Raw genomic sequence first — 22,952 nt, 5'->3', positions numbered from 1 at the left:
TTCTATACTTTTTTAAACTCAAATTTATAATAGCCGAATATATCAAAAACGTTCGTCTAAGGTATCCAGAGTATAGTTAAGCGCCTGAAAACAGATATTAGTTTTAAAGCCGCGGTATTGCAAAAACCGCAATTGTCTCGCCTTTTCCTTTTGATCAATAGGAATGTCATCACCATACTTCTTAGTGCGAGCAGTCACGGCTAATTTGAGCCAATCGACCCCCTCTACTAAACTATCGTTATCATTATCAACGAACTCGCTAAACTCCTCAGACTCTGCATTTGCCATGTCGATCAGCTCGTCAATATTATCAGGCATAGCGACTTTCTTACGATAAAACTCTTGTTCAATACGGCCGCGACCTCTGCCTTTACGGATGTTCTCACGAATCAGCATCAAAGTAGTACGGTAATCACTCTGATAACCTTTTTGTTCGAATTCATCTAGCAGCGCATCAATTTGGTCAGGATCTTGCTCTTTATCGAGCAGCTTCTGCTTAAGCTCTGTTTTGCCGTACTCGCGGCGTGATAAATAATAAAAGGCCAACCAACGTAAGCGACTCTCAGCTTTAATGGCATCGACTTCTGCCTGACGCTGCTCAGGCGTGCGTAAATAAGCTTTGAGAGCAGACGGTAGATTGTCAGCTTGGTTATTAGACTGACTATCCACATGAAGCTCTAAGTTTGCTTCTGTAGCATTATCAGTATTTTGTGCCTCAGTCCCATGAACCTTGTTTTTAACTTCAGCTAGCATTTCTTGAATACTTTGAGGTTCAGGAGGCTGATATATAGGAGTATCCGTGGTTTCAGAGCTGAAAGGAGCTGCAGGATGAAAGCGTTTTTTACGTTTTTTGCCTTTAGAGCGGGGAGGCTTTTTTGTAACAGCTGTATTAGAGGACTGAATACCATGCCTAGTATCAGTATCGGAGTTTTCAACAAAAGAAGAGTCTTTATTAGAATCATTAGGGCGTCGATATAGGTCACTAGATTCTTTTTTGACATGTCTAACGGGTTTTCTAGCTGTATTTTTCGCTACTGTTTCTTTTGATTTAGACAGCGTAGATTTAGCTGAATCGGCATCCGACTCAGCTAATATTTCGGCTAATGTTTTAATCTGCATAATAACTCATTACTACAACAATTAATCACTATGATAATGATCGACAGATAAAGGGTTATTGTACTTCTGCTGCTTCTAGGTCCGTCTCAGTTTCAGGTTGTTTATCATCCGTGGCTGTCCCCAATTTTTCAGCACGAATTTTTGCTTCGATCTCTTCAGCAATCGCTGGGTTTTCTTTTAAGAAGATCACCGAGTTGGCTTTACCTTGACCGATTTTTTCATCGCCATAGCTATACCATGCACCAGCTTTGCCAACTGCGCCAATCTCAACCCCTAAGTCGATAACTTCAGCTAAATGGTTAGTTCCCTCGCCGTAAGTAATCTCGAACTCAGCTTGACGGAAAGGAGGGGCCATTTTGTTCTTAATAACTTTGACTCGGGTTTGGTTACCGATGATTTCATCACCATTTTTAACCGCGCCAATCCGGCGAATATCCATACGCACCGAGGCGTAGAATTTAAGAGCGTTACCACCCGTAGTGGTCTCAGGGCTACCGAACATTACGCCGATTTTCATACGGATTTGGTTAATAAACACTACCATACAGTTAGAGCGTTTGGCGTTACCGGTGATTTTACGTAAAGCTTGGCTCATCAGACGAGCTTGCAAGCCCATATGTGAGTCGCCCATCTCCCCTTCAATCTCCGCACGCGGAGTCAAAGCAGCAACCGAGTCAATAACGATCATATCGATAGCACCTGAACGAACGAGCATATCGGTAATCTCAAGCGCTTGTTCGCCATTATCAGGCTGTGAGACAAGTAAGTCGTCTGTATTAACCCCAAGCTTACGAGCATAAACAGGATCTAAAGCGTGTTCGGCGTCGATAAAAGCGCAAGTGCCACCTTGTTTTTGACATTCGGCAATAGCTTGCAGGGTCATGGTGGTTTTACCTGAGCTTTCAGGGCCGTAAATCTCTACGATACGGCCTTTGGGTAAGCCGCCAATACCAAGAGCAATATCCAGCCCCAGCGAGCCTGTGGAAACCACATCGACATCTAATGCTGCTGAATCATCACCTAAATGCATAATGGTGTTTTTACCAAATTGCTTTTCGATTTGACCCAACGCTGCTTTTAGTGCTTTGGCTTTATTCTCGTCCATAATGGACTCCTTATAAAAATAAGTAATTCGTGAGTATCAAACGGTAGTAGTAATTGAGCTATAGCGCTAATTGAGTAAGCGCTATGGCTATAACTTTTTCTCAATACTTAAGTAATCTAATCTTACTAAGTCTAGTTCTACTATACAGTAAAATATAAAGGGCTGTAGGTATGAAGGATACTAAAGATAGTAAGAGCTACTATTGATCTGACTGGTCGTTAATTGGCCTGTCTGCTGTTTGATTAGATGAGGTAATTATAGCAAAAACCAACACTTAGGTTAGGGGGGAGGAGAGGCTAAACGACACTCAATGTCGTGTCTTGAAAGATAATATAAATTAGCGATATATTTCCTAAATAGCTCTTTCATTAATAAACAATAAACTATTATCCAATAGTTACAGGAATGTAAATATAAATCATTTTTAAACTTCATTGTCAACAAATATAGCTAATTATCCACAGCTATTTTTGAGAAAAATATTAGCCTTGTGAAACCTTAGTAAGAATATCAATAGTTTTAAAATAATTTAAAAATAACTCATTTTATTTTACTATAGTAGGTAAGCTATTGATTTTAAATATAATTAAAATTGTACAAAAAATGACCAATTTTACCTTAACCTTTGAGCTATCAAGGAATATCCTTGTCAAGTCATGAGTTATCCACATACTTATCCACAGCTTATGGGGAGAACTTATCTAGGCCTTATACTATCGATGTTTGCGCTCCTCATAAAATGTAATGTACAGAATATTAGGTGTCACGAGATTTAGGAAAAGAGAGTTTTTAGCTCATAAAAGTACTAATAACAGCCATGTTTCACGTACTTTATACTGGATTAACTAGCCAAAAAAAGCGGCTAATTATTAAGCCGCTTAAATTTATGAACATCAATAACTGTGCACAGCCTAATCTTTAATATAAATTAAATCCCAAACGCTGTGACCACGCTCGATACCACGACGCTCAAATTTAGTCATAGGGCGAAAGTCAGGACGTTTAGTAAAGTTGCCAGTACCTGCTTGGTTGGTCAATCCTGAAAAGTCGTCTAAAACTTCAACCATCCAAAAAGCATAATGCTCCCAATCCGTAGCGGTATGGAACCAGCCACCTTTCTTTAAACTGCGAGTCACGACTGCCATTCGCTCTGGACTAACAAAACGGCGCTTATAATGCCGCTTCTTTTGCCAAGGATCAGGAAAATAAAGCTGAATACGGTCTATGTGATTCTCCGGTAGTTGCTTAAGCAGCTCAATAGCGTCACCATTAATAATTTTGATATTCTCCAGACTTTGACTACCGGCCATATAGGCACACTTACCAATTCCAGGCTCATGAACTTCAATACCGACAAAGTTACGGGTCGGATCAGCAGCAGCCATCTCAATTAAGGAGTCGCCAAGTCCAAAGCCGATCTCTAAAGTGAGCGGCGCATTACTGCCATTAGGGCTATCTACAAATAGTGAACGCAGGTCATTAATACCGTCAAGCTGACCTTCACCCATACCATTATTAACAATATACTGAGCGAACTCAGGATCACTCAACGCTTGTTCTGCATTTTTATTCATGTGCGTGCGCCGTTTCATAAAGGTTTGGACGGTTCTGATATGCTTATCAGATTCGGTATTATCAATACGGTTATCAGCACTGCTAGGACTATTGCTAGCGTTATCAGCGGTATCGTTATTACTAGGATTTTGACTCATAAGATTACTTACTATGGCTTAATAAAGGAAGGTAGATGGGCGTATTATAGGTGAAATAAATTCTACTGTGAACGACTATCATGCTTTTGCTTACTTCATTGTTGTACCTCTATACATTTATGTTCATATACAAGGGTTGTAGCATTAACTTATAATATTAGCGCCAATTCAATTTGTGATATGCTTTTATTAATCAACAACATCGTCAACAAAGCCAGAGTCTATTGCTATGTTATTTATCGAGACGGATTCACCACCCCCGTTTTATCAAGAACAACTGACGCCAGCCAAACGTAAACAACTGGATAAATGGTTTATTGGAAACCGGACGCAGCGTTATTATCTAAAGCGCTTTGAGCAGTTTGATCAACAAGGGTATTTATCACCGAAATGGCATTGGGCGGCGTTTTTCGTCACCTTTCCTTGGTTGCTGTATCGCAAGCGCTATATGGATGCATTGGTATATAGCGTAGCAGGGTGGTCGTTTATTCAACTCAATATTACTATCGTGCTGGTAACCTTTGAGTTTTTTGCGATGTCTTATGTTCCTGATGCATATCAAATGGCCACTCGCATCGGTATTGGGGCATTAATTTGGCTATTTTGGTCTTTTATGGTCGCACGCTGGACGGATGCTTACTATTATCGTATGGCGCGGCGCGAAATTGCTGATGCTATTAATGATTATCCGCGCGATGAAGCGGCACAAAAAGCGCACTTAAAGCGTGAAGGTGGGGTCAGTTTATTTGGTTTGGGGCTAGGATTTAGTTTTTATGCTTTTGCATTGACGGTCATCAATGTGCAGTTTTTGCCGCTTATTGCCAAACAAAAAGAAAATGAAGTGTTATTTGATGCTTATGATATTGCTAAAAATGCGCAAAATAGAGTGGCTTTGATTTATCAGCAGACCGGCCAGTGTCCTATTGATTTGCCACTTAGTACCGAAGATCAGCAGGTGCGTATGCATATTGATATTCAGGCTCCAGGTGTCCCTGAGACTGATTGTGCGATTATCGCTACCGTGCAGAATGTTAAGTTTCCTATACGTTATCTCAATGGGCAGACTTTGGTTTTTTATCATCAGCCCAATGGCGATAATTGGGAATGTATGAGCTCGCTAAATAAGAAGCAAACGCCCAAAAGCTGTATAGCTAATTAAGCTAAAATTAGCTTTGAGTGTGGCAAGCCTGTACGTGTAAATGAATAACGAATGCTGAAGAGCGTGCAAGCTTAAGTTATGGGGTTTTAGTATCAGAGCCGATATCGTCTTTAACGCTATCATCAGCATGCTCAGCGTCATCAACGGGTTTTGCTTGTTCTTTTAAGACGGCATAAAACTCCCCCAAATCCATCTTACGTGCTTCGGAGATATCCTCATCGAACAAGCTTTCAAGCTCTACTAAAGAGGACTGCGCTGACTCTAGCATGCGTGCTTCATCATCATAAATAGCTTGCTGACGCTCGATCAAATCATCATCATAATCACGGAAGGTTTGAATGGTTTCGCGTGCTTTTTCAGGGGTAATACCCAGTAATTGTAGCGACTCACGTGACATATCTAATGAAGATAAATAGGTCTCACGCCAGATATGGCGAATACCTACTTCACGTAAACGGTAGTAATGTTGCCGATCACGCGCCCGAGCAAGTACGACTAGATCGGGATAATGCTGATGGAGATATTCAGCAGTGGTGATAGAGCGCTCGACGTCATCTACCGCAATGATGAATACCCGTGCTTTATCAATACCGGCGGCTCGTAGAATTTCAGGATTTTTAGGATCGCCATAGTAGACTTGATTGCCAAGCTTACGTACGAAATCCACCCGATTTGCAGAGCGTTCAATAGCAGTAAATTCTATACTGTGCATCCGTAGAACTCGGCCAATGATTTGTCCCACTCGGCCAAAGCCTGCGATAATTACTGGATGCTCATGATCGGGAATAGTATCGTATTCGCGGCTAGGCTTGCTTCTAGCAAAAAGCGGTTCACCTACTTTTTCTAATAATAAAAAGGCCAATGGGGTCAATGCCATAGATATAGTAACCACCAAATTGAGGGTGTTTTCCAGCTCAGGTTGTAAGACGTTTTGGGTGGCGGCAACATTGAACAAAACAAATGCAAACTCACCCCCTTGAGCCAAAGTGACCCCTAAGCGGATACTGGTAGGCCAACGATTACCTGATATTTTGGCAATGGCGGCAATAACAGTGAATTTCAGTAGCATAAGGGCGATTGCGCAGCTAATGATAAATACCGGATGCGCTATGATATATTTGACATCAGTTAGCATACCTACCGACATAAAAAACAGCCCCAGTAGTAACCCTTTAAAGGGTTCAATACTGGCTTCTAATTCGTGACGGTACTCTGAGTCAGCAAGGAGCACACCAGTCAAGAACGCCCCTAATGCCATCGATAGACCGATTTGTCCCATCAAAATAGACACGCCCATGACGATAAATAAAGCCACACCGGTCAGTAGTTCTGATGCGCCACTCGAAGCGACAAACTTAAAAAATGGTCGAATCACATAGCGGCTAGCAAAAATCAATCCGCCAAAGACGGCTACAACCTTTGCAAAGTAAATCAAATCATAGCTTTGTTCGCGTACACCGGATAAGAAAGGAATGACAGCTAGTAACGGGATGACCGCAATATCTTGAAAAAGTAAAATGGTGAAAGCTTCACGGCCATGGGTACTAGAAAGCTGTTCTTTTTCATTTAATATTTGTAGTACAAAGGCAGTCGAGGAGAGCGCCAAACCAAAGCCTACAATGAAAGCCGTATCCAGCTTTAGCGAGAAAAACTGATGAGCAATAGCCATCAATAAAATGCCAGTGACCCCGACTTGTAAGCCCCCAAGGACAAATATGGAGCGGCGCAGTGCCCATAATCTTGAAGGCTGAAGCTCAAGACCAATGATGAAAAGTAGCATCACCACGCCGAACTCAGAGAAATGTAATAGGCTTTCAGCATCTCCTGCCACATCGAGGGCGCTTGGTCCTAGTATTAAGCCTGTAATCAGATAACCTAAGACCGTAGCCAGACCAAAGCGTTTACCAAGGGGAACAAAAAGCAATGCCGCACCCAAAAAAATGGTGGCTTGCAACATCAAGTTTGGTGAGCCGGCGGCGGCAGCGAACATAATCGATCCTTTGTATTACAGACTATCTAAAGACTACCCAAAAATTTATTAAAACCATGAGTAAGTTCTAAACAGACCTTGATATAAAATATACTATAAATATAAACACTAATCAGATGAGGTGAAAATTACTTCTTACGGTAGATTTTCCAGATGCCATTGTCAGCGATAGCATTGCTATAAGCATCGTTACGTCGCTTACGCGGTGTCTGCCTACTATCGACAATTTTAAAGTCAGGCAGCGCATGGACAATTAATCCGGTACGATAAAAACGCACCCGTTCAGGCTCCAAGAGCTCACCTTTGGTATCACGGCAAAAAACATACGCTCGCAGATCGATAAACTCACGGTGGGCAACCAAACGCGCCTCATCGTCACTTTCAAAGATGCTGGCCATACGCTCAAGCTCTGTAGCGCTATAATCGCCACATTTATCCGTTAATGCGCCCACTGAGCCAAAGCTTTTAGATTCTTTAGCTCGGGTTTTGGTCAAATGTAGACGCTGGACATGATACATGAACTGTGGAATCTCAAGACTAGCTGGCAGAGGCAGATAATCAGGGGGCAAATAGGCTGCAGGGTAAAAAGCCATGGCGCGATCAATCAACTTTTGCCAACGTTGTTGATAAGCCTGAACCTCAGCTAGATTGCCTTCATAAATGGGCATATCACGGATTTGACGCAAAATATCTGGTGGAAATTGCTCATTACGAAAGCTAGCAATATCTTCTTGCAAGGTTGATAGCAACGCTTTGGCGTATTTTTTACCTTCTTTTGAATCAGGTTCATCAATGGAACTTGGAGCAACAAATGGAGCAGATCGTCTAGACATAATGTTATTCGTTAAAGGCCGTAAATTAATTAAGTATACCTAATTTATGCTCAAAGTATGAGAGTGAAGCTATATTTTCGTTATTTTTAACAAGATAGTATAGTGATACACACTACTATAAATTGACGTAGTGCAAGAGGCCGATGTTTTCTTTATAAAAGCTTATTTTGTTAATGATCAATTAGGGAATGAATAGTGCAGCGAAAACAAGTCTCTGTATTAATGGTCATTGGCAAGATAGCAATGCGAATACTGGTCACTGGATTAGTACTAATCTTTGGCTTTTGGTTGATTATGGCTTCAAATATGGGACCCGCTTATCTGCCTGAAGTTTGCGATAGCTGTTTGGATATGTGGATTAGAATGACGCTACTAGCGGCTGGCTTACTGATTTGGCTCACTACTATAATTTGGCTGGTTTGGACTGTACTAAGTACGACTTATCAGCTATTCAAGCACAGTAAGTAGTTTTATAATAAGCTGTTTATAAACAGCTAAGTAAGGTTTAATTTTTAATAATCATTATTTAATAGCTAGCTGTCAGTGATTATGGCCAATATGAGCGCCGGAGTCGTCGGCAGGAGCTTCTGATATATTGCATACAAGCGCATCACTATGGGTGTCTGTTTGTGGATGCGACAAGCTTTCCACCTGAATAGTAGCATGATGAATATTTAGGTCGAGCAGACGCTGTTCCAAATCAGCAATCAATAAGCTGGCCTCGGTGATTCTCATATCGCCATCAACGACTACGTGACAAGATAGAGCGTTGAGGCCGCTGGTTATACTCCAAACATGCAAATCATGCACCTGTTCTACTTGTGGATGCGCTACCAGATTCTGCTCGATATTGACCAAAGAGATACCGGTTGGCGTACCCTCCATAAGGATATGTACCGAATCTCGTACCACACGATAGCCACTGAATAAAATCAGCACAGCAACGATAACCGATGCAGCCGCATCTGCCCATACCCAACCGAAGCTCATCATGAGTAGGGCGGCAATAATAGCGGCAACCGAACCCATCAAATCGCTTAAGACATGTAGATAGGCGCTTTGCATATTCAGGTTAGCAGGCTCTTTACTATCAGATTTTTCATCATGACTATGTTCATGACTATCGCTCGAATTGCTACTACGATGCATAAGCCATGCCACTAAAATATTGACCAGCATACCGATCGTAGCGACAATAAGCATGCCTTGAGTAGCAATCTCTGGCGGAGAGTTAAAACGCTTAATCGCTTCATAAAAGATCATTAGCGCAATAACGACTAGGGTCACGCCATTGACGCTAGCGACCAAAATCTCAAAACGTTTATAACCAAAGGTTTTTTGATGAGTAGCTGCCTTCTCACCAATTTTGAACGCCATCAAGGTTGCGCCCAATGCTATTGCATCGCTGAGCATGTGACCGGCATCTGACAATAGCGCCAAACTTCCTGTCAGCCACCCACCGATAGCTTCAACGAACATATAACCGGTAATAATGAGAAAGCTGATGAATAGAGTACGCTGATAACCTTTAGTATCACGCGGTGGTGTGGTTTGTTCTAAATGCTCATCGTGGTCATGATCGTCTTCATCATCGTAAGTATAGTCATGATTATTATCTTTGAGATTGGAATGTTTTGGACTCATAACAACACCTAAAATGATAGAAATGGATATGGCACAATTTAGTAACTTTGCTTTTTATTTTATTTAGAATTGATTATAAAGAATTTAACATATTTAATGACTAAAAGTTGTAATGAGGAAGTTACCGTTAGTACAAAGCCTACTTACCAACCGACCGGATCAATATCTAAAGTCAGCTTTAGATATTTAGCACTGGGCATCAAAAGTACGGACGGCCACCACTGATTGAGCACCTGATGCAGTTGGGGGCGGTTTTTGGCAAGCAACAACAGCTGCGAGTGATAGCGGCTGTTCTTCTTACTCATCGGCGCATCGATAGGCCCAAGAATGGCTAAGTTATGAGAGGCAGGCAAGCCAGCGATAGCATCTTTAAGGGCTTGGGTCGTTGCAGCCAAAGTTTTGCCTTCACAGCGAATTAAAGCGGCGTGGCTAAAGGGCGGTAGTCCCATCATTTTACGCTCTTGCAATAAACTACGGGCAAAGGATAAATAGCCGTCTTTGACCAGTTTTAATAGCAGCTCGTTTTCAGGCTGTAAGGTCTGAATTAACACCCGCCCCGCCTTGTCACCACGTCCGGCACGTCCGGCGACTTGAATCATCAGCTGAGCGGTATGCTCAGGCGAGCGAAAGTCTGCTGATAAAAACCCTCTATCGGCATTCGGTAAACATACTAAAGTTACATTAGGAAAGTGGTGACCTTTGGCGACCATTTGGGTGCCAACCAATATCGCAGGTTTGCCTTCATTAATACGCTGGTAAATATTTTCCCAACTGTCTTTGCGGCGAGTAGTATCACGGTCGATTTGGATAATGGGATAAGTCTGTTTACTGGTTTGTGGATTGGCAAAGATAGCATGTAGGTTTTCGCTTAGCCGGGTAGTGCCCATACCTTTGGCATCTAAGTTTTGGCTACCACAATCAGGACAAACCGCTGGAATATAAGCTTGCCAATCGCAGTGGTGGCATTTGAGATAAGCATTTTGTTTATTTTGACTACTATAATGTACGGTTAAATGCGCATCACAGCGAGGACAATCAGCCTGCCAGCCACAAGCTTCGCATAATAATACCGGGGCATAACCGCGACGGTTTAAGAATATTAACACTTGGTCTCCGGCTTCCAAGGTTTGTTTGATGGCACCAATCAACTTGTCAGTCAATCCAGTATCATAGCGTGCGCCATCGTCCTGAGTCTGCTGATGGGTAGTTTGCAGACGCGCATCAATCAGCTGCATGGGGGCGGGTTTGGCATTACCGGGACGGGTGCGCAGTTGGTATTCGATTAACTTGCCGTCATCCACTAGTTTTAGATGCTCAAGGGTAGGCGTTGCGGTGCCAAGTAGCACTGGAATCTGATCTTGTAGCCCGCGATACAGTGCAACATCGGCGGCATGATAACGCAAGGTATCTTGCTGTTTATAAGAGCTATCATGGGCTTCGTCAACGACGATAAGCCCTAGATTAGCGAAAGGATAGAGGATAGATGAGCGCGTGCCGATGATGATTTGCGCATGACCGGTACGGCAGTCTTGCCAGCCTTGTAGACGATAGGTGTTGGTCATTCCCGAATGCAGCAGCACAATTTGAGCGGCAAAACGACTGGCAAAACGCGCCCGAGTTTGCGGTGTCAGGCCAATCTCTGGCACTAGAATTAACACTTGCTTACCTGTTTCTAGCACTGCTTGCATTGCTTGCAGATAGACCTCAGTCTTGCCACTACCAGTAATACCATTGAGTAAAAATCCACTGTATTTTTCAGCCTCGTGAGCAGCAATGATAGCGTCGACGGCTTGTTGTTGCTCCTCGTTTAAATCCAGCGGCATTTTGGCTAAACTGACAGGCGTTGGTGCCGATCTTTTTTGGATATAGCGCTCAATCAGTCCTTTATCTTCTAGTGTTTTTAGAAACGAGCGCTGCATGCCTTCTAGTAATAGTACATCTTCGCTCGCACCACGCTCGCCGTGTAGTTTTAGCATATCAAATTGCTGTTTTTGCTTTTTGGCATTGGCACGAAAAGCATCATCGGTCACCTGCGGTAAAACCCGCCAATGAGTGATTAGCAGATCTAACGGTTTACCTTGGCGGACTAGGCTGGGCAACATCACTGATAGTACGTCGCCAAGTGGATAATGATAATAGCGTGCAAGCCAATGCGCTAAGGTTAGCATTTTCTCATTTAAAATCGGCTCATCGTCTAAACAACGTTTGATAGCCTTGAGCTTATTACTAGGAACGCTACTATCAGCGCTAGCAATATGATTAATGACAATGCCTATCAAGGTTTGGCGTCCAAAAGGCACCTCGACCCGGCAGCCAACTTTAGGTATAGAGCCGCTAGAAAAAGCGTTGACATCTGCCGGTATACGGTAGTCAAACACCCGATAAAGGGGAACAGGCAAAGCAACTTGTACCAACATAAAAAACGCTCATGGCTTTGGGAAGATTAAAAAAGCTGGAGATTAGCAATAGCTTAAAACAAGCAAACCCAAATAACACTATTTGGGTTTGAATTTAGGTTTAATTATATAGCCCTAACTTAATAAGGACTATTATACCCTTATAAAATTGGAGGGTTGATGTCGAGTCAAAAGCTATTCTATATATAAAATAGATTCAATCTCAACTACGCCGCCTTTAGGCAATGCTGCAACTTGTACTGCTGCACGAGCTGGATAAGGCTCGCTTAGCTGAGCAACAAATACTTCATTAAGAGTGGCAAAGTCATTTAGATCAGTGAGAGAGACGTTAAATTTAACCACGTCATTAATACTACCGCCAGCTGCTGCACAAATGGCTTTAATATTAGCAAAAGCTTGCTCAGCTTGCGCTGCAAAGCCCTCTTTTAACTCCATAGTTTCAGGATCAAATCCAAGTTGGCCTGAGATATAGACAGTATTGCCCACTTTTACCGCTTGTGAATAAGTGCCGACGGCAGCAGGAGCTTTATCAGTTTGGATGGTTTGACGAGTCATAAAATATCCTTATTTTTTATTGAAAATTAAAAGCTTAGTTTAAATGACAATTTATTTTGAGTTTATTCTATTTTGTGTTTATACAGCCGAGCATTAAAGCTGATAAAGGCGCATGATATTAGGAAATCCTAATAATGAGCGCAGTTCACGAATACCTTTAGCCAGATGCACGCGGCTACGGACGATAACATGCACAATAGTATCACTACTACGCACATCAACGGTCTCGACCCCAATATTTAATTGACGTAAATTATAAATCACTTGGCTGGTTTGCTCATCACTTAGCGATATAGAAAGCTTTAGATAAGCGGGGAAGCGGATTCTTTCGCTATGTTCACCAGTATCATTTTGCTTGATGGCTTTATCGTCACGCCAACGCAGCTGAATGACTTGATAAGGGTTATCTTTACGAATTTCGTCCAGTGAAAAGCATTTATGACGATGCACTACTAATCCATGACGTGATAAATGACCAACGATAGGGTCGCCATAAATCGGATGACAACAGTTGGCAAAATCCAGCTCTACTCCAGCAGCATTAGCGACTAGTTGCTGGGGCTGCGCCATTTCATTAGTAGAGTTTTGCGCATTTATACAAGCGACCTCGTCACTAAATAAGCGGGATACCACCAATTGAGGCAATAAAATGCCAGAGCTTATTTGTTCAAATAATTGGTCTTTTTCAGTTAAACCGCGCCATTCCAATAAATTATCCCAATCACTAGCATTCAGATCATCGAGCCCCTTTTGATAGGTTTTAAGCGCACGGTCCAATGCTTCTTGACCATGGCGCTGCTTACCTTCTGGAGATAAATCTTTAAACCAGCGTAGAATCTCTTCCCGAGCTTTATTGGTAACCACGAATCCTAACCATTCTGCTTTGGGCTCAGAGTCGCTTTCGACCTCAATCTCTATCAGTTGACCGTTTTTGACAACCGTACCTAGTTTGGCCTTTTTATGGTCAATATTCGCTCCGACCGCTACATTACCCACCATAGGGCCGACCGCATAAGCAAAATCTAGAGCAGTGGCGCCTTGTGGCAGCTCATATGCACGGCCTTGAGGGCTGTAGCAAAGGATTTTGCTTGAGTGCAAATAATCCATCAGCTCATTAATAGTAGAAACTGCTGCTGAAAAGTCAGGATTATTATCATCTAAAGACTCTTCATCGACCAAATCTTTCATATTACGCAGGGAGGCTTGAATGACCGACTGACTGATATCTGAGGCGTGCTCGGCACCAATGACCCCAAGCCGTGCTGCATTTTGCATTTGTTTGGTCATAATGGTGACTTTAATGAAGTCATTATCACGCTCATAGATAAGCGTCAGCGACTGATTACCACCCGGTAGCGGCCGACGAATATTATCTTCAATATGGGAGTCGGCAATCTGATACTTCTTAATTAAATAATAAGCCAGCTTGTCACAAGCTTCGATGTTATCCAGCACAATCTCAAATGAATATTGACGTAGCAGCGCATTTATCTCACCACGATTACGAAAGAACTGCCTATACATAGAGACGCGGTTATCTAAAATCTTGACATGACCACCCAACTCTAGATTGGTTAAGACGATCATCAGATAACGATGGATGGCTTCTTTTTGAAAGTTACGTCCCAGTCCATGCTGGAGTAGTTTGTCCGCCAGCTTGTTATACATCTTCGAGTCAAGGTTGCGATAGCACAGGACCTCAATATAATCAGCAATGTCATTGAGTCCCATTAGGCGTGCAAATGGTACGTAAAAGTCTAAAGTTTCTTGTGCAGTAGAGCGCTGCTTTTCAGGCCTTACTGCATCTAGAGTCGACATATTATGCAAGCGATCAGCGAGCTTTATAATGAGTACTCGTGGATCATCAAGGGTTGCGGTCAATATCTTATGAAAGGTGGCAGCTTTATTTTGTTGTTTATTATGATTGGATGATTTTAGCTTAGTCACCCCGTCGACTAAACGTGCTACTACCTTGCCATAACGCTGCTCAATTTCTTCGTCACTAACTTCAGTATCTTCAACGGTATCATGCAAAATAGCGGCGATAATTGTATCTCGATCCAAACGAAAGCCCGCTAATATCTCTGCAACTGCAATTGGATGGGTAATATAGGGTTCGCCTGATTTACGTTTGTCTTTAATATGAGCAATATCTCCAAACTCACAAGCATCAGCAATGTCACGCCGCTCCGCAGCCGTCAGATAACCTACTGAACGCAGTAAATTAGATCGAGCATCATCGACCATATGATGGCTAAGTTTGGGTAAGGTTTGGCTCATGAAGTCGCGGTCCTATAATTTTACTGGAAGAGTTGTAATAGATTAAAGCGTTAAAAAAGTACTTATCAAAAGCTAGAGGTACTTATTAAAAAGATACTAAATATTGGCGATCAACCCTCAATAAGTTAGATGAGATAGGGCAGTACGAACGACCGTAGATCACCCTCTAATTAATCGTAAAATGCTCTGAATGTCAACTACTAAGCCTACTTGCTATGTAACAAGTAAAGTCGATTTCATTAAGTGGTGCTTTTTAGGGCATGAACGGTCAATAATAGTATTTTGCATAGCAGCGCAAACACAAAAACGCCTGAATTAGAACCGCAAAAGCCACAGTATATTACTGTGGCTTTTGCTATTATCATTTGTGAATGCTATCTAGCTTTCAATCCACTTAAAAACTATTGATTATGAATAATATTTGATTTAAAAACCGTTATCGCCTGATAAGGCCAAATCAAGAGAGCTAGTAGCAAAGTTATGCTCAGGCTGATTGAGGATATCACGGGTAATTTTACCAGCAGCAATTTCACGTAGCGCTAAAACAGTAGGCTTGTCATTATCGACTTCAACCATAGGTTCAGCGATACCTTTAGCCAGTTGACGGGCACGTTTGCTTGCAACCAAAACCAGCTCAAAGCGATTATCAACGTTTTCTAAACAATCTTCAATTGTCACTCGTGCCATAAATAGCTACCTCAGTTGTTTTTATTAGCATCAGAATCGCAGTTGTTGTTCTTAGTCTAATAAAAATAGTATAAAAATATAAGATGTAATAACCGTTTATTATAGCATTTTTTGCCAAATAAAGCAGTTGCTTTTACTATTAATTAATTGAAAGCAGTCTGCACAGCTAACAAAGTCGAAATCGTACGCTGATAGCGTTGCTGTTGGCGCTCGATTGTTTGCCTATCGGCTATAATAATGGCCTTGAGTTCGGCCAATGCCACTTCAAAGTTATCATTGATGATGACATAATCAAAATGCACGTATTGTGCCATCTCGGTAACGGCTCCGGCAAGCCGTTGCTCTATGACCTCCGTACTGTCTTGGGCGCGGGTAGATAGACGCTGACGCAAAGTTGCCAAACTGGGTGGTAAGATAAAGACCATTATTGCTTCAGTAAAGATTTTTTTGACCTGTAATGCGCCTTGCCAATCAATCTCTAAGATAACATCAACGCCAGCCTCTAGCTGCGCCCTTACGCTTTGCTCGGAGGTGCCGTAATAATTACCAAACACCTCGGCATGCTCCAAAAACTTACCTTCACCAATAGCGGTCACAAAGTCGTCTACGGCAGTGAAGTGATAATGATGACCGTCAATTTCACCGGGCCGCGGTTTGCGGGTAGTATGAGAGATGCTCACCGTCAAGTCATTAGTGGTAGCCAGTAGCTGCTTGACCAGTGAGGTCTTGCCAGTGCCAGAGGCGGCGGTAATAATAAACAATGAACCTGTCATACATTATGTCCTAATGATATAGAAAAGCTGGTAAAAAGAAAAAACGGCATCATGTAAGATGCATCATGTAAAATAATAGAAACTAAGATTGGTTTATAATTATAAACTGCTTTTAGGCCTTTTATTTTAGTTTAAGTATTTTCTATCTTAATGTGCCCTTTATTCGACTGAGAGGGTTGTAATTTAAAAGGTAATAAAAACAAACTATGATAAAGTAGAGCATGCGCTTTACCTAACTTTTTTGAATCGAAGCTTTTGAAGCTAAATTATCCAATGATAGGCTGTCTTATGCAAATTTATCTTGCCAATCCACGTGGTTTTTGTGCTGGTGTAGATCGTGCCATTGCTATTGTCAATGAAGCACTTACTCGTTTTGACCCTCCCATTTATGTCCGCCATGAAGTGGTACACAATAAATTTGTGGTATCAGATCTGGCTAATCGCGGTGCGGTATTTGTTGAAGAATTAGATGAGGTGCCGGATGGCTCCATCGTTATTTTCTCTGCTCATGGGGTCTCAAAAGCAGTCGAGGATGAGGCTGAGCGCCGCGATTTGACCGTTTTTGATGCGACTTGTCCACTAGTGACTAAGGTACATATCGAGGTCGCAAAATTCGCTCAAAACGGGATGGATGCAGTATTGATTGGACACGCTGGCCACCCTGAGGTTGAGGGCACAATGGGCCGCTTTAACCGTAAGCACGGGGGCCAAATCCATTTGGTCGAAAATGAAGGTGATGTCGATAAACTAACCGTCCAAGATGCTGAGCGCTTGGCTTTTGTGACTCAGACTACTTTATCGATGGACGATACTGCACGGGTGATTGATGCCCTACGAGGGAAGTTTCCTAGTATACAAGGGCCGCGTAAGGACGATATTTGCTACGCCACCCAAAACCGCCAAGACGCAGTAAAAGATCTGGCGGAACGTTGTGAAGTGGTCTTGGTCGTCGGTTCGCCAAACTCATCGAATTCCAATCGTCTACGTGAGCTTGCTGAGCGTATGGATTGTCAGGCTTATTTAATTGATAATGCTAATGAAATCGAGCGTAGTTGGTTTGATGGTATTACTAGTGTGGGTGTAACGGCTGGAGCCTCTGCGCCTGAAATTCTTATCCAAGAAGTATTGCAACAATTGCAAGATTGGGGTGGTCAAATACCTAATGAGCTAGCAGGTATTGAAGAAAATGTTACTTTTAGCTTACCTAAAGCGCTGCGCATTCCGGTCACCCAAGTGGGTCAGTAGGTCTAGTAGGATGAAAAAGCAAAAAACCAAGTTCGTATTGGCAGAAGCGACGCTCGATGAGGTCAATAGGCAATTAAAGATAAATGCTTTTATTATTGCGCTGCTGGTAGTTATTCTAAGCAGAAACATAATGATTTTTATCAGAGAAAGTAGCTTCTTTTATGGCTTCTTAATTGCGGTGATGTTCCTATTACTATTTCTTATTATTAAGGGTCGTAGGCTTTTAAAAACTAGAAAGCAGGCGCTAGTTAAATAAAATCTAACAACCGTTTTAGCTTAATTAATTTAAGCTAACGGTCAACAATAAAATAATAATAATGTCGAAAAATAATTGATTTCAACTCACTTATAGGATTAAGGATAATCATGGCCGCTTATTACCACTTTATAAAACGCGAACAGCAGGCGGATGGGGTCTGTGTGGCGCATTATAAGCCCACCAAGCATGCTCAAGGTGCTTGGAATGAGCATGAGCAACATATGGCACCGGCTACGGGTGTATTGACTACCGAGCTGGAGCGCTATATGCCGCAGGATAATATGCGTATTGCGCGTATTAGTCTTGATATTTTGGGATTGATTCCGCTTGATGATTTTATCATCACCACGCGTTGTATTCGCCCGGGCCGAACCATTGAGCTAATCGAGTCGGTAATGAGCAGTCGTGGTCGCGATTGTATCATTGCTCGTGCTTGGCGGCTTCTGACTCAAGATACTAGCGCAGTTGCAGGACTTGAGGATCAAAAACCTTCATATAAGCCCGATGCTTTGCCCGCATGGAACGATATGAAGGGCTGGCCGGGTGGTTTTATTGAAAGCGTGCGTTTGGTTGCGAGCTCAGAGCGCCGCCCTGGTAAGGGTATGGTGTGGATTACTAATGATCTTGAAATGGTAGCAGGTGAACCTACCCATGATTTAGTGCATTTATTAGGCATGGTCGATACCGCCAACGGGGTGGTACCACGCCTTGGCATAGAGCTGTCAGCTGCACAGTGGATGTTCCCCAATACTGACTTACAAATTCATATGCACCGTGCACCAACAGGACAGTGGCTTGGTATTGAAGCGGTGCAGCAGTATGGGTACGATGGTATTGGCATAACCAGTGCTATCTTGCACGATATTCACGGTCCCTTTGGTCGCAGTGAACAGATTTTGACCATTCGCCCAATGCCGTCCTAGGCCGGCGGTAGCAGCAGAGAGTGCTTAGGTATGGTTTTATAAAGTAGAACGTTAACATGGATTTAATTTATTATACAAATGGATGATAATAAGGTGTAATTACCATAGTGACCTTTAATAGAAAGATGAACTATGCTAAATATTACTATTGGAATTATTAAGTAATTTTTTAAAAAGGTTGTTGAAGGCTTTATTTTTATTCCACTTTGAAAGGAGACAGATAATGAACGATAAAAAATGCCCTTATGACACTACTCCACTTACTATGAGTAATGGTGCCCCTGTTGTTGATAATGAAAACAGCAAAACTGCAGGCAAACGTGGCCCACTGTTAGCAGAAGATTTATGGCTTAATGAAAAGCTTGCTGATCTTAACCGTGAGATTATCCCTGAGCGCCGTATGCACGCCAAAGGTTCGGGCGCATTTGGAACGTTTACTGTGACTAACGATATTACTAAATACACTCGCGCTAATATCTTTAATGAAGTCGGTAAGCAGACCGAGATGTTTGCCCGTTTTAGTACCGTAGCAGGCGAACGCGGCGCCGCTGATGCTGAGCGTGATATTCGCGGTTTTGCATTAAAGTTCTATACCGATCAAGGTATTTGGGACTTAGTGGGTAATAATACACCAGTATTCTTTGTCCGTGACCCTCGTAAGTTTCCAGATTTGAACAAAGCGGTTAAGCGTGACCCTCGTACCAATATGCGTTCAGCGACTAATAACTGGGATTTTTGGACACTATTGCCAGAATCTTTGCATCAGGTCACTATCACTATGAGTGACCGTGGTATTCCAGCCTCTTATAGACACATGCATGGCTTTGGCTCGCATACTTATAGCTTTATTAATAGTGATAATGAGCGTTTTTGGGTCAAATTTCACTTCGTTACTCAGCAAGGTATTAAAAACTTAACCGATGCTGAAGCGGCTGAGATTGTCGCTAGCAACCGTGAGAGCCATCAAGAGGATTTACTTAATGCTATCGATAATGGCGACTTTCCGAAGTGGAAGATGTACGTACAAATCATGCCAGAAGAAGAGGCTGATAAAGTACCGTACCATCCGTTTGATCTAAGTAAAGTATGGCCAAAAGGTGATTATCCGCTGATCGAAGTGGGCGAGTTCGAATTAAATAGGAACGCTGAGAACTATTTCTTAGACGTTGAGCAAGCGGCTTTTGCACCGAATAATATAGTACCCGGTATCAGTGCTTCACCAGACAAAATGCTACAAGCCCGTCTGTTTAGCTATGCCGATGCTCAGCGCTACCGTGTTGGTGTTAATCATAAGCAGATTCCAGTGAATAAACCAACTTGTCCGGTGACCAGCAACCATCGTGATGGTCAGGTACGGGTTGATGATAACTATGGCGGCCGTCCACACTACACGCCAAACAGCTTTGAGCAATGGCAAGAGCAGCCACAGTACGCTGAGCCACCTCTGAAGATTGATGGCTATGCTGATCACTATGATTTCCGTGAGGACTCAAATGACTATTTCAGCCAGCCCCGTGCGCTGTTCAACCTGATGAACGATGAGCAAAAGCAGGCGCTTTTCGGTAACACCGCAAGAGCGATGGGCGATGCACCAGATTTTATCAAATATCGTCATATCCGTAACTGTAATTGGTGTGAGCCTGCTTACGGTGAAGGTGTTGCCAAAGCACTAGGGTTGAGCGTTGAAGATGCGATGGCAGCTCGAGAGACTGATCCTGCTCGTAATTTGCCTAGCTGCTTGTAATTTATAGATTTAAAAATAAATCATTTATTGTATAACGACACCGCCTTAGGAAACTAAGGCGGTGTTTTCTTGCTGGTTATTTTTAGTTAGATAACCCATGATCATGCTTGAAATTTTTTCTTATGGCCCTATTAGTATAAGCAGCCTAGCGCTATTTAAAACTAAGCCATTGTTATGCTTATTTGAGCGATTTTGGTTTAATTAATACTGTTCAATTATAAGCTTTACCCGACTCTCAACTTGACATAAATTAAAGGAGTTTTTTATGAGCGAGCAAAAAAACGACCAAACAGCGGTCGATAATAACAATATAGATAACGATTCAAATAATAACCCAGACGTAACCAAACACAGTTTTGAGGCCGAAGTGGCACAACTGCTGCATTTGGTCACCCACTCGCTGTATTCTAACGCTGATATATTCGTACGTGAGTTGGTATCTAACGCCTCCGATGCTTGCGATAAATTGCGCTTTGAAGCTACCAATGACGACAGCCTTTATGAGGATGATGGCGAATTACGTATCCGTATCGCTATCGATGAGGAAGTTAAAACTATTACCTTTATCGACAATGGTATCGGGATGAATGAAGCCGATGCTATTGAGAACTTGGGAACAATTGCCAAGTCTGGCACTAAAGCATTCCTTGATAAGTTATCTGAATCTCAAAAGCAAGACGGTCAGCTGATTGGTCAATTTGGGGTTGGTTTTTACTCAGGCTTTATTGTTGCTGATACCATTAGCGTCGAATCACGTAAAGCGGGCGACCCTGCAGATAAAGGTGTGCGCTGGGTATCTGATGGCAGCGGCAGTTTTACCGTTGAGACCATTACTAAAGAAACCCGCGGCACCAGTATCACTTTGCATCTTAAAGAAGAATACACTGAGGGCGAAGACAATTATTTAGACCGCGCCAAAATTAAGCGTTTGGTCAATAAGTATTCAGACCATATCAGCTTGCCGATTCAGATGCGTAAAGAAGTTTGGCAAGAAGATGTCGTCGAAGATGAAGGCGAGAGTACTGATGAAAGCGCCGCTGCAACGGGCGGCGAGATGGTATTGACTGATGAGTGGGAAACCATCAATAAAGCCAGCGCACTGTGGACACGCTCAAGCTCCGAGGTTGACGATGACGAATACATCGATTTTTATAAAAACATCAGCTATGACTTCGATGATCCGCTGACTTGGACGCATAACCGCGTAGAAGGCCGCGTACAGTATACCCAGCTGTTATATATACCTAAAAAAGCACCGATGGATCTTTATACCCGTGAGCAGCAACATGGCTTAAAGCTCTACGTCAAACGTGTGTTTATAATGGATGACGCCGAGCAGTTACTGCCGATGTACCTTCGTTTTGTTAAAGGGGTTATTGATTCAGCTGATTTGCCACTGAACGTCAGCCGTGAACTCTTGCAAGAATCACGTGATGTCAAATCAATCCGTGATGGTAATGCTCGCCGTGTATTGACTATGCTAGCAAGCCTGGCCAATAGCGAAGATAATGATAAACAAGACAAATTCGCTCAGTTCTATAGCGAGTTTGGCGACGTTATCAAAGAAGGGCTTGGCGAAGATATGGGCAATCAAGAGCGTATTGCCAAGTTATTACGCTATGCTACCAGCACCGATGACAAGGTTGCGACCAGCTTTGAAGATTACAAAGGCCGCATGCAGGACGGTCAAAAAGCCATCTATTATCTAACCGCTGATAATCTTGCCGCTGCCAAAAACAGCCCGCAGCTTGAGCTGTTTAAGAAGAAAGGCATCGAAGTTATCCTTATGACCAGCCGTGTTGATGAGTGGGCGATGAACTTCTTAACCGAGTTTGATGGTACGCCGCTACAAAATATTGCTAAAGGCGCAGTCGATTTGGGCGACTTGCAAGACGAAGAAGAGAAAGCTGAAGCCGAGAAAGCACAAGAAACCATGAAGCCCATGGTTGATAAGCTCAAAACCACGCTTAGTGGACGTGCTAAAGACGTACGAGTGTCCAATCGTTTGGTCGATAGCCCAGCGATACTAGTGACCCCAGAAGGTGAGTTGTCGCCGCAAATGATTCAAATGCTCAAGCAAATGGGTCAAGAGGTACCAGATACCCAACCGATCTTGGAGGTCAATCCTGATCATCCGCTAATCAAAAAGCTTGAGAGTAGCGAGCAGTTTGATGAGTTGGCGCAAGTCATCTTTGATCAAGCGCTACTAGCCGATGGTGGTCAGCTTGATGATCCGGCCGCATATCTTAAGCGTGTGAATGAGCTATTGATGAAATAAGCACTGTTTTAAAAATTCATTATAGTTAATAAAGAAAAGGTCTTAATTATAAGGCCTTTTCTTATACTGATTCTTCTATCTATCTCTATACTTAAAAGTGACGTTTGGACTTTCTAGCTATTTTTACAAATCAGCCTTACTGTCTTTACTCACAATCCGTTACAATTGGGTCAGAATAGCAAGATAGACTGTCTATAGTTGCTAGCTAACGGGTTATTGATAACTTTTT

General features: G+C 42.6%; 18 protein-coding genes. 7 read left to right on the top strand and 11 right to left on the bottom strand.

Annotation, left to right across the window (positions count from 1 at the left end):
• Window positions 1-42: 42 nt before the first annotated feature.
• The 3 genes from JMX18_RS07220 to trmB all read right to left on the bottom strand — a co-directional run bounded on the left by JMX18_RS07220 (window position 43) and on the right by trmB (window position 3,936).
• Window positions 43-1,119, bottom strand: coding sequence for a regulatory protein RecX (locus JMX18_RS07220; protein WP_201586398.1), 1,077 nt, complete (start codon window positions 1,117-1,119; stop codon window positions 43-45).
• A gap of 55 nt (window positions 1,120-1,174) precedes the next feature.
• Complete coding sequence (gene recA / locus JMX18_RS07215; RefSeq protein ID WP_201586396.1) at window positions 1,175-2,224, bottom strand: recombinase RecA; 1,050 nt, start codon at window positions 2,222-2,224, stop codon at window positions 1,175-1,177.
• Between the two features lie 911 nt (window positions 2,225-3,135).
• Complete coding sequence (gene trmB, locus JMX18_RS07210) at window positions 3,136-3,936, bottom strand: tRNA (guanosine(46)-N7)-methyltransferase TrmB (RefSeq protein WP_201586394.1); 801 nt, start codon at window positions 3,934-3,936, stop codon at window positions 3,136-3,138.
• A gap of 229 nt (window positions 3,937-4,165) precedes the next feature.
• Between trmB and JMX18_RS07205 the strand changes: the two genes are divergently transcribed.
• Complete coding sequence (locus JMX18_RS07205) at window positions 4,166-5,095, top strand: DUF2628 domain-containing protein (protein ID WP_201586392.1); 930 nt, start codon at window positions 4,166-4,168, stop codon at window positions 5,093-5,095.
• 76 nt (window positions 5,096-5,171) lie between these two features.
• Here the strand turns inward: JMX18_RS07205 and JMX18_RS07200 are convergent, their stop codons facing one another.
• Together JMX18_RS07200 and JMX18_RS07195 are read right to left on the bottom strand one after the other, a co-directional pair.
• Window positions 5,172-7,085 carry a monovalent cation:proton antiporter-2 (CPA2) family protein gene (locus tag JMX18_RS07200; protein WP_201586390.1) on the bottom strand — a complete coding sequence of 638 codons (1,914 nt, stop codon included), beginning with the start codon at window positions 7,083-7,085 and terminating at the stop codon, window positions 5,172-5,174.
• A 128-nt stretch (window positions 7,086-7,213) separates the two neighbouring features.
• The gene (locus JMX18_RS07195; RefSeq protein ID WP_201586388.1) at window positions 7,214-7,918 is read right to left on the bottom strand and encodes a hypothetical protein; all 705 of its coding nucleotides are present in this window, start codon (window positions 7,916-7,918) and stop codon (window positions 7,214-7,216) included.
• Between the two features lie 195 nt (window positions 7,919-8,113).
• Between JMX18_RS07195 and JMX18_RS07190 the strand changes: the two genes are divergently transcribed.
• Window positions 8,114-8,386 (top strand): hypothetical protein, encoded by a 273-nt coding sequence (locus JMX18_RS07190; RefSeq protein WP_227674591.1) that lies wholly within the window; start codon window positions 8,114-8,116, stop codon window positions 8,384-8,386.
• Window positions 8,387-8,458: 72 nt separating this feature from the next.
• Here JMX18_RS07190 and JMX18_RS07185 read toward each other — a convergent pair whose 3' ends face one another.
• The 6 genes from JMX18_RS07185 to gmk all read right to left on the bottom strand — a co-directional run bounded on the left by JMX18_RS07185 (window position 8,459) and on the right by gmk (window position 16,274).
• Window positions 8,459-9,562, bottom strand: a complete 1,104-nt coding sequence (locus JMX18_RS07185; protein WP_201586386.1) for a cation diffusion facilitator family transporter — start codon at window positions 9,560-9,562, stop codon at window positions 8,459-8,461.
• Window positions 9,563-9,705: 143 nt separating this feature from the next.
• On the bottom strand, window positions 9,706-11,979 hold the full coding sequence (locus tag JMX18_RS07180) for a primosomal protein N' (protein ID WP_201586383.1): 2,274 nt from the start codon (window positions 11,977-11,979) through the stop codon (window positions 9,706-9,708).
• 174 nt (window positions 11,980-12,153) lie between these two features.
• Window positions 12,154-12,534, bottom strand: coding sequence for a Rid family detoxifying hydrolase (locus JMX18_RS07175; protein ID WP_201586376.1), 381 nt, complete (start codon window positions 12,532-12,534; stop codon window positions 12,154-12,156).
• Window positions 12,535-12,627: 93 nt separating this feature from the next.
• Window positions 12,628-14,814, bottom strand: a complete 2,187-nt coding sequence (locus JMX18_RS07170) for a RelA/SpoT family protein (protein WP_201586375.1) — start codon at window positions 14,812-14,814, stop codon at window positions 12,628-12,630.
• A 426-nt stretch (window positions 14,815-15,240) separates the two neighbouring features.
• Window positions 15,241-15,501, bottom strand: coding sequence for a DNA-directed RNA polymerase subunit omega (gene rpoZ / locus JMX18_RS07165; RefSeq protein ID WP_201586374.1), 261 nt, complete (start codon window positions 15,499-15,501; stop codon window positions 15,241-15,243).
• 143 nt (window positions 15,502-15,644) lie between these two features.
• The gene (gene gmk, locus JMX18_RS07160; RefSeq protein WP_201586369.1) at window positions 15,645-16,274 is read right to left on the bottom strand and encodes a guanylate kinase; all 630 of its coding nucleotides are present in this window, start codon (window positions 16,272-16,274) and stop codon (window positions 15,645-15,647) included.
• A gap of 288 nt (window positions 16,275-16,562) precedes the next feature.
• On the opposite strand from gmk, the gene ispH reads away from it, so the two are divergent.
• The 5 genes from ispH (at window position 16,563) to htpG (ending at window position 22,723) form a co-directional block, all read left to right on the top strand.
• Complete coding sequence (gene ispH, locus JMX18_RS07155; protein WP_201586367.1) at window positions 16,563-17,519, top strand: 4-hydroxy-3-methylbut-2-enyl diphosphate reductase; 957 nt, start codon at window positions 16,563-16,565, stop codon at window positions 17,517-17,519.
• A gap of 10 nt (window positions 17,520-17,529) precedes the next feature.
• Complete coding sequence (locus JMX18_RS07150; protein ID WP_201586365.1) at window positions 17,530-17,775, top strand: hypothetical protein; 246 nt, start codon at window positions 17,530-17,532, stop codon at window positions 17,773-17,775.
• 110 nt (window positions 17,776-17,885) lie between these two features.
• A complete protein-coding gene (locus tag JMX18_RS07145; protein ID WP_201586363.1) occupies window positions 17,886-18,701 on the top strand; it encodes a thioesterase family protein in 816 nt (271 codons plus the stop codon).
• 223 nt (window positions 18,702-18,924) lie between these two features.
• Window positions 18,925-20,445 carry a catalase gene (locus JMX18_RS07140; RefSeq protein ID WP_201586356.1) on the top strand — a complete coding sequence of 507 codons (1,521 nt, stop codon included), beginning with the start codon at window positions 18,925-18,927 and terminating at the stop codon, window positions 20,443-20,445.
• 265 nt (window positions 20,446-20,710) lie between these two features.
• Window positions 20,711-22,723 carry a molecular chaperone HtpG gene (gene htpG / locus JMX18_RS07135; protein WP_201586354.1) on the top strand — a complete coding sequence of 671 codons (2,013 nt, stop codon included), beginning with the start codon at window positions 20,711-20,713 and terminating at the stop codon, window positions 22,721-22,723.
• Window positions 22,724-22,952: the final 229 nt, after the last annotated feature.

This window comes from Psychrobacter jeotgali, from assembly GCF_904846315.1.
GTDB classification, from domain to species: Bacteria; Pseudomonadota; Gammaproteobacteria; order Pseudomonadales; family Moraxellaceae; genus Psychrobacter; species Psychrobacter jeotgali.
The sequence above is the reverse complement of the archived record's forward strand: the minus strand, read 5'-3'. Positions and strand labels throughout refer to the sequence as shown.

Excerpts from the sequence above, each read along its gene's own strand:
- JMX18_RS07170 (WP_201586375.1), bottom strand. The coding sequence starts at position 14,814 with ATGAGCCAAACCTTACCCAAACTTAGCCATCATATGGTCGATGATGCT.
- ispH (WP_201586367.1), top strand. The coding sequence starts at position 16,563 with ATGCAAATTTATCTTGCCAATCCACGTGGTTTTTGTGCTGGTGTAGAT.
- JMX18_RS07175 (WP_201586376.1), bottom strand. The coding sequence starts at position 12,534 with ATGACTCGTCAAACCATCCAAACTGATAAAGCTCCTGCTGCCGTCGGC.
- JMX18_RS07140 (WP_201586356.1), top strand. The coding sequence starts at position 18,925 with ATGAACGATAAAAAATGCCCTTATGACACTACTCCACTTACTATGAGT.
- JMX18_RS07150 (WP_201586365.1), top strand. The coding sequence starts at position 17,530 with ATGAAAAAGCAAAAAACCAAGTTCGTATTGGCAGAAGCGACGCTCGAT.
- JMX18_RS07185 (WP_201586386.1), bottom strand. The coding sequence starts at position 9,562 with ATGAGTCCAAAACATTCCAATCTCAAAGATAATAATCATGACTATACT.
- JMX18_RS07205 (WP_201586392.1), top strand. The coding sequence starts at position 4,166 with ATGTTATTTATCGAGACGGATTCACCACCCCCGTTTTATCAAGAACAA.
- JMX18_RS07195 (WP_201586388.1), bottom strand. The coding sequence starts at position 7,918 with ATGTCTAGACGATCTGCTCCATTTGTTGCTCCAAGTTCCATTGATGAA.
- JMX18_RS07220 (WP_201586398.1), bottom strand. The coding sequence starts at position 1,119 with ATGCAGATTAAAACATTAGCCGAAATATTAGCTGAGTCGGATGCCGAT.
- JMX18_RS07200 (WP_201586390.1), bottom strand. The coding sequence starts at position 7,085 with ATGTTCGCTGCCGCCGCCGGCTCACCAAACTTGATGTTGCAAGCCACC.
- gmk (WP_201586369.1), bottom strand. The coding sequence starts at position 16,274 with ATGACAGGTTCATTGTTTATTATTACCGCCGCCTCTGGCACTGGCAAG.
- JMX18_RS07145 (WP_201586363.1), top strand. The coding sequence starts at position 17,886 with ATGGCCGCTTATTACCACTTTATAAAACGCGAACAGCAGGCGGATGGG.
- htpG (WP_201586354.1), top strand. The coding sequence starts at position 20,711 with ATGAGCGAGCAAAAAAACGACCAAACAGCGGTCGATAATAACAATATA.
- rpoZ (WP_201586374.1), bottom strand. The coding sequence starts at position 15,501 with ATGGCACGAGTGACAATTGAAGATTGTTTAGAAAACGTTGATAATCGC.
- trmB (WP_201586394.1), bottom strand. The coding sequence starts at position 3,936 with ATGAGTCAAAATCCTAGTAATAACGATACCGCTGATAACGCTAGCAAT.
- recA (WP_201586396.1), bottom strand. The coding sequence starts at position 2,224 with ATGGACGAGAATAAAGCCAAAGCACTAAAAGCAGCGTTGGGTCAAATC.
- JMX18_RS07180 (WP_201586383.1), bottom strand. The coding sequence starts at position 11,979 with ATGTTGGTACAAGTTGCTTTGCCTGTTCCCCTTTATCGGGTGTTTGAC.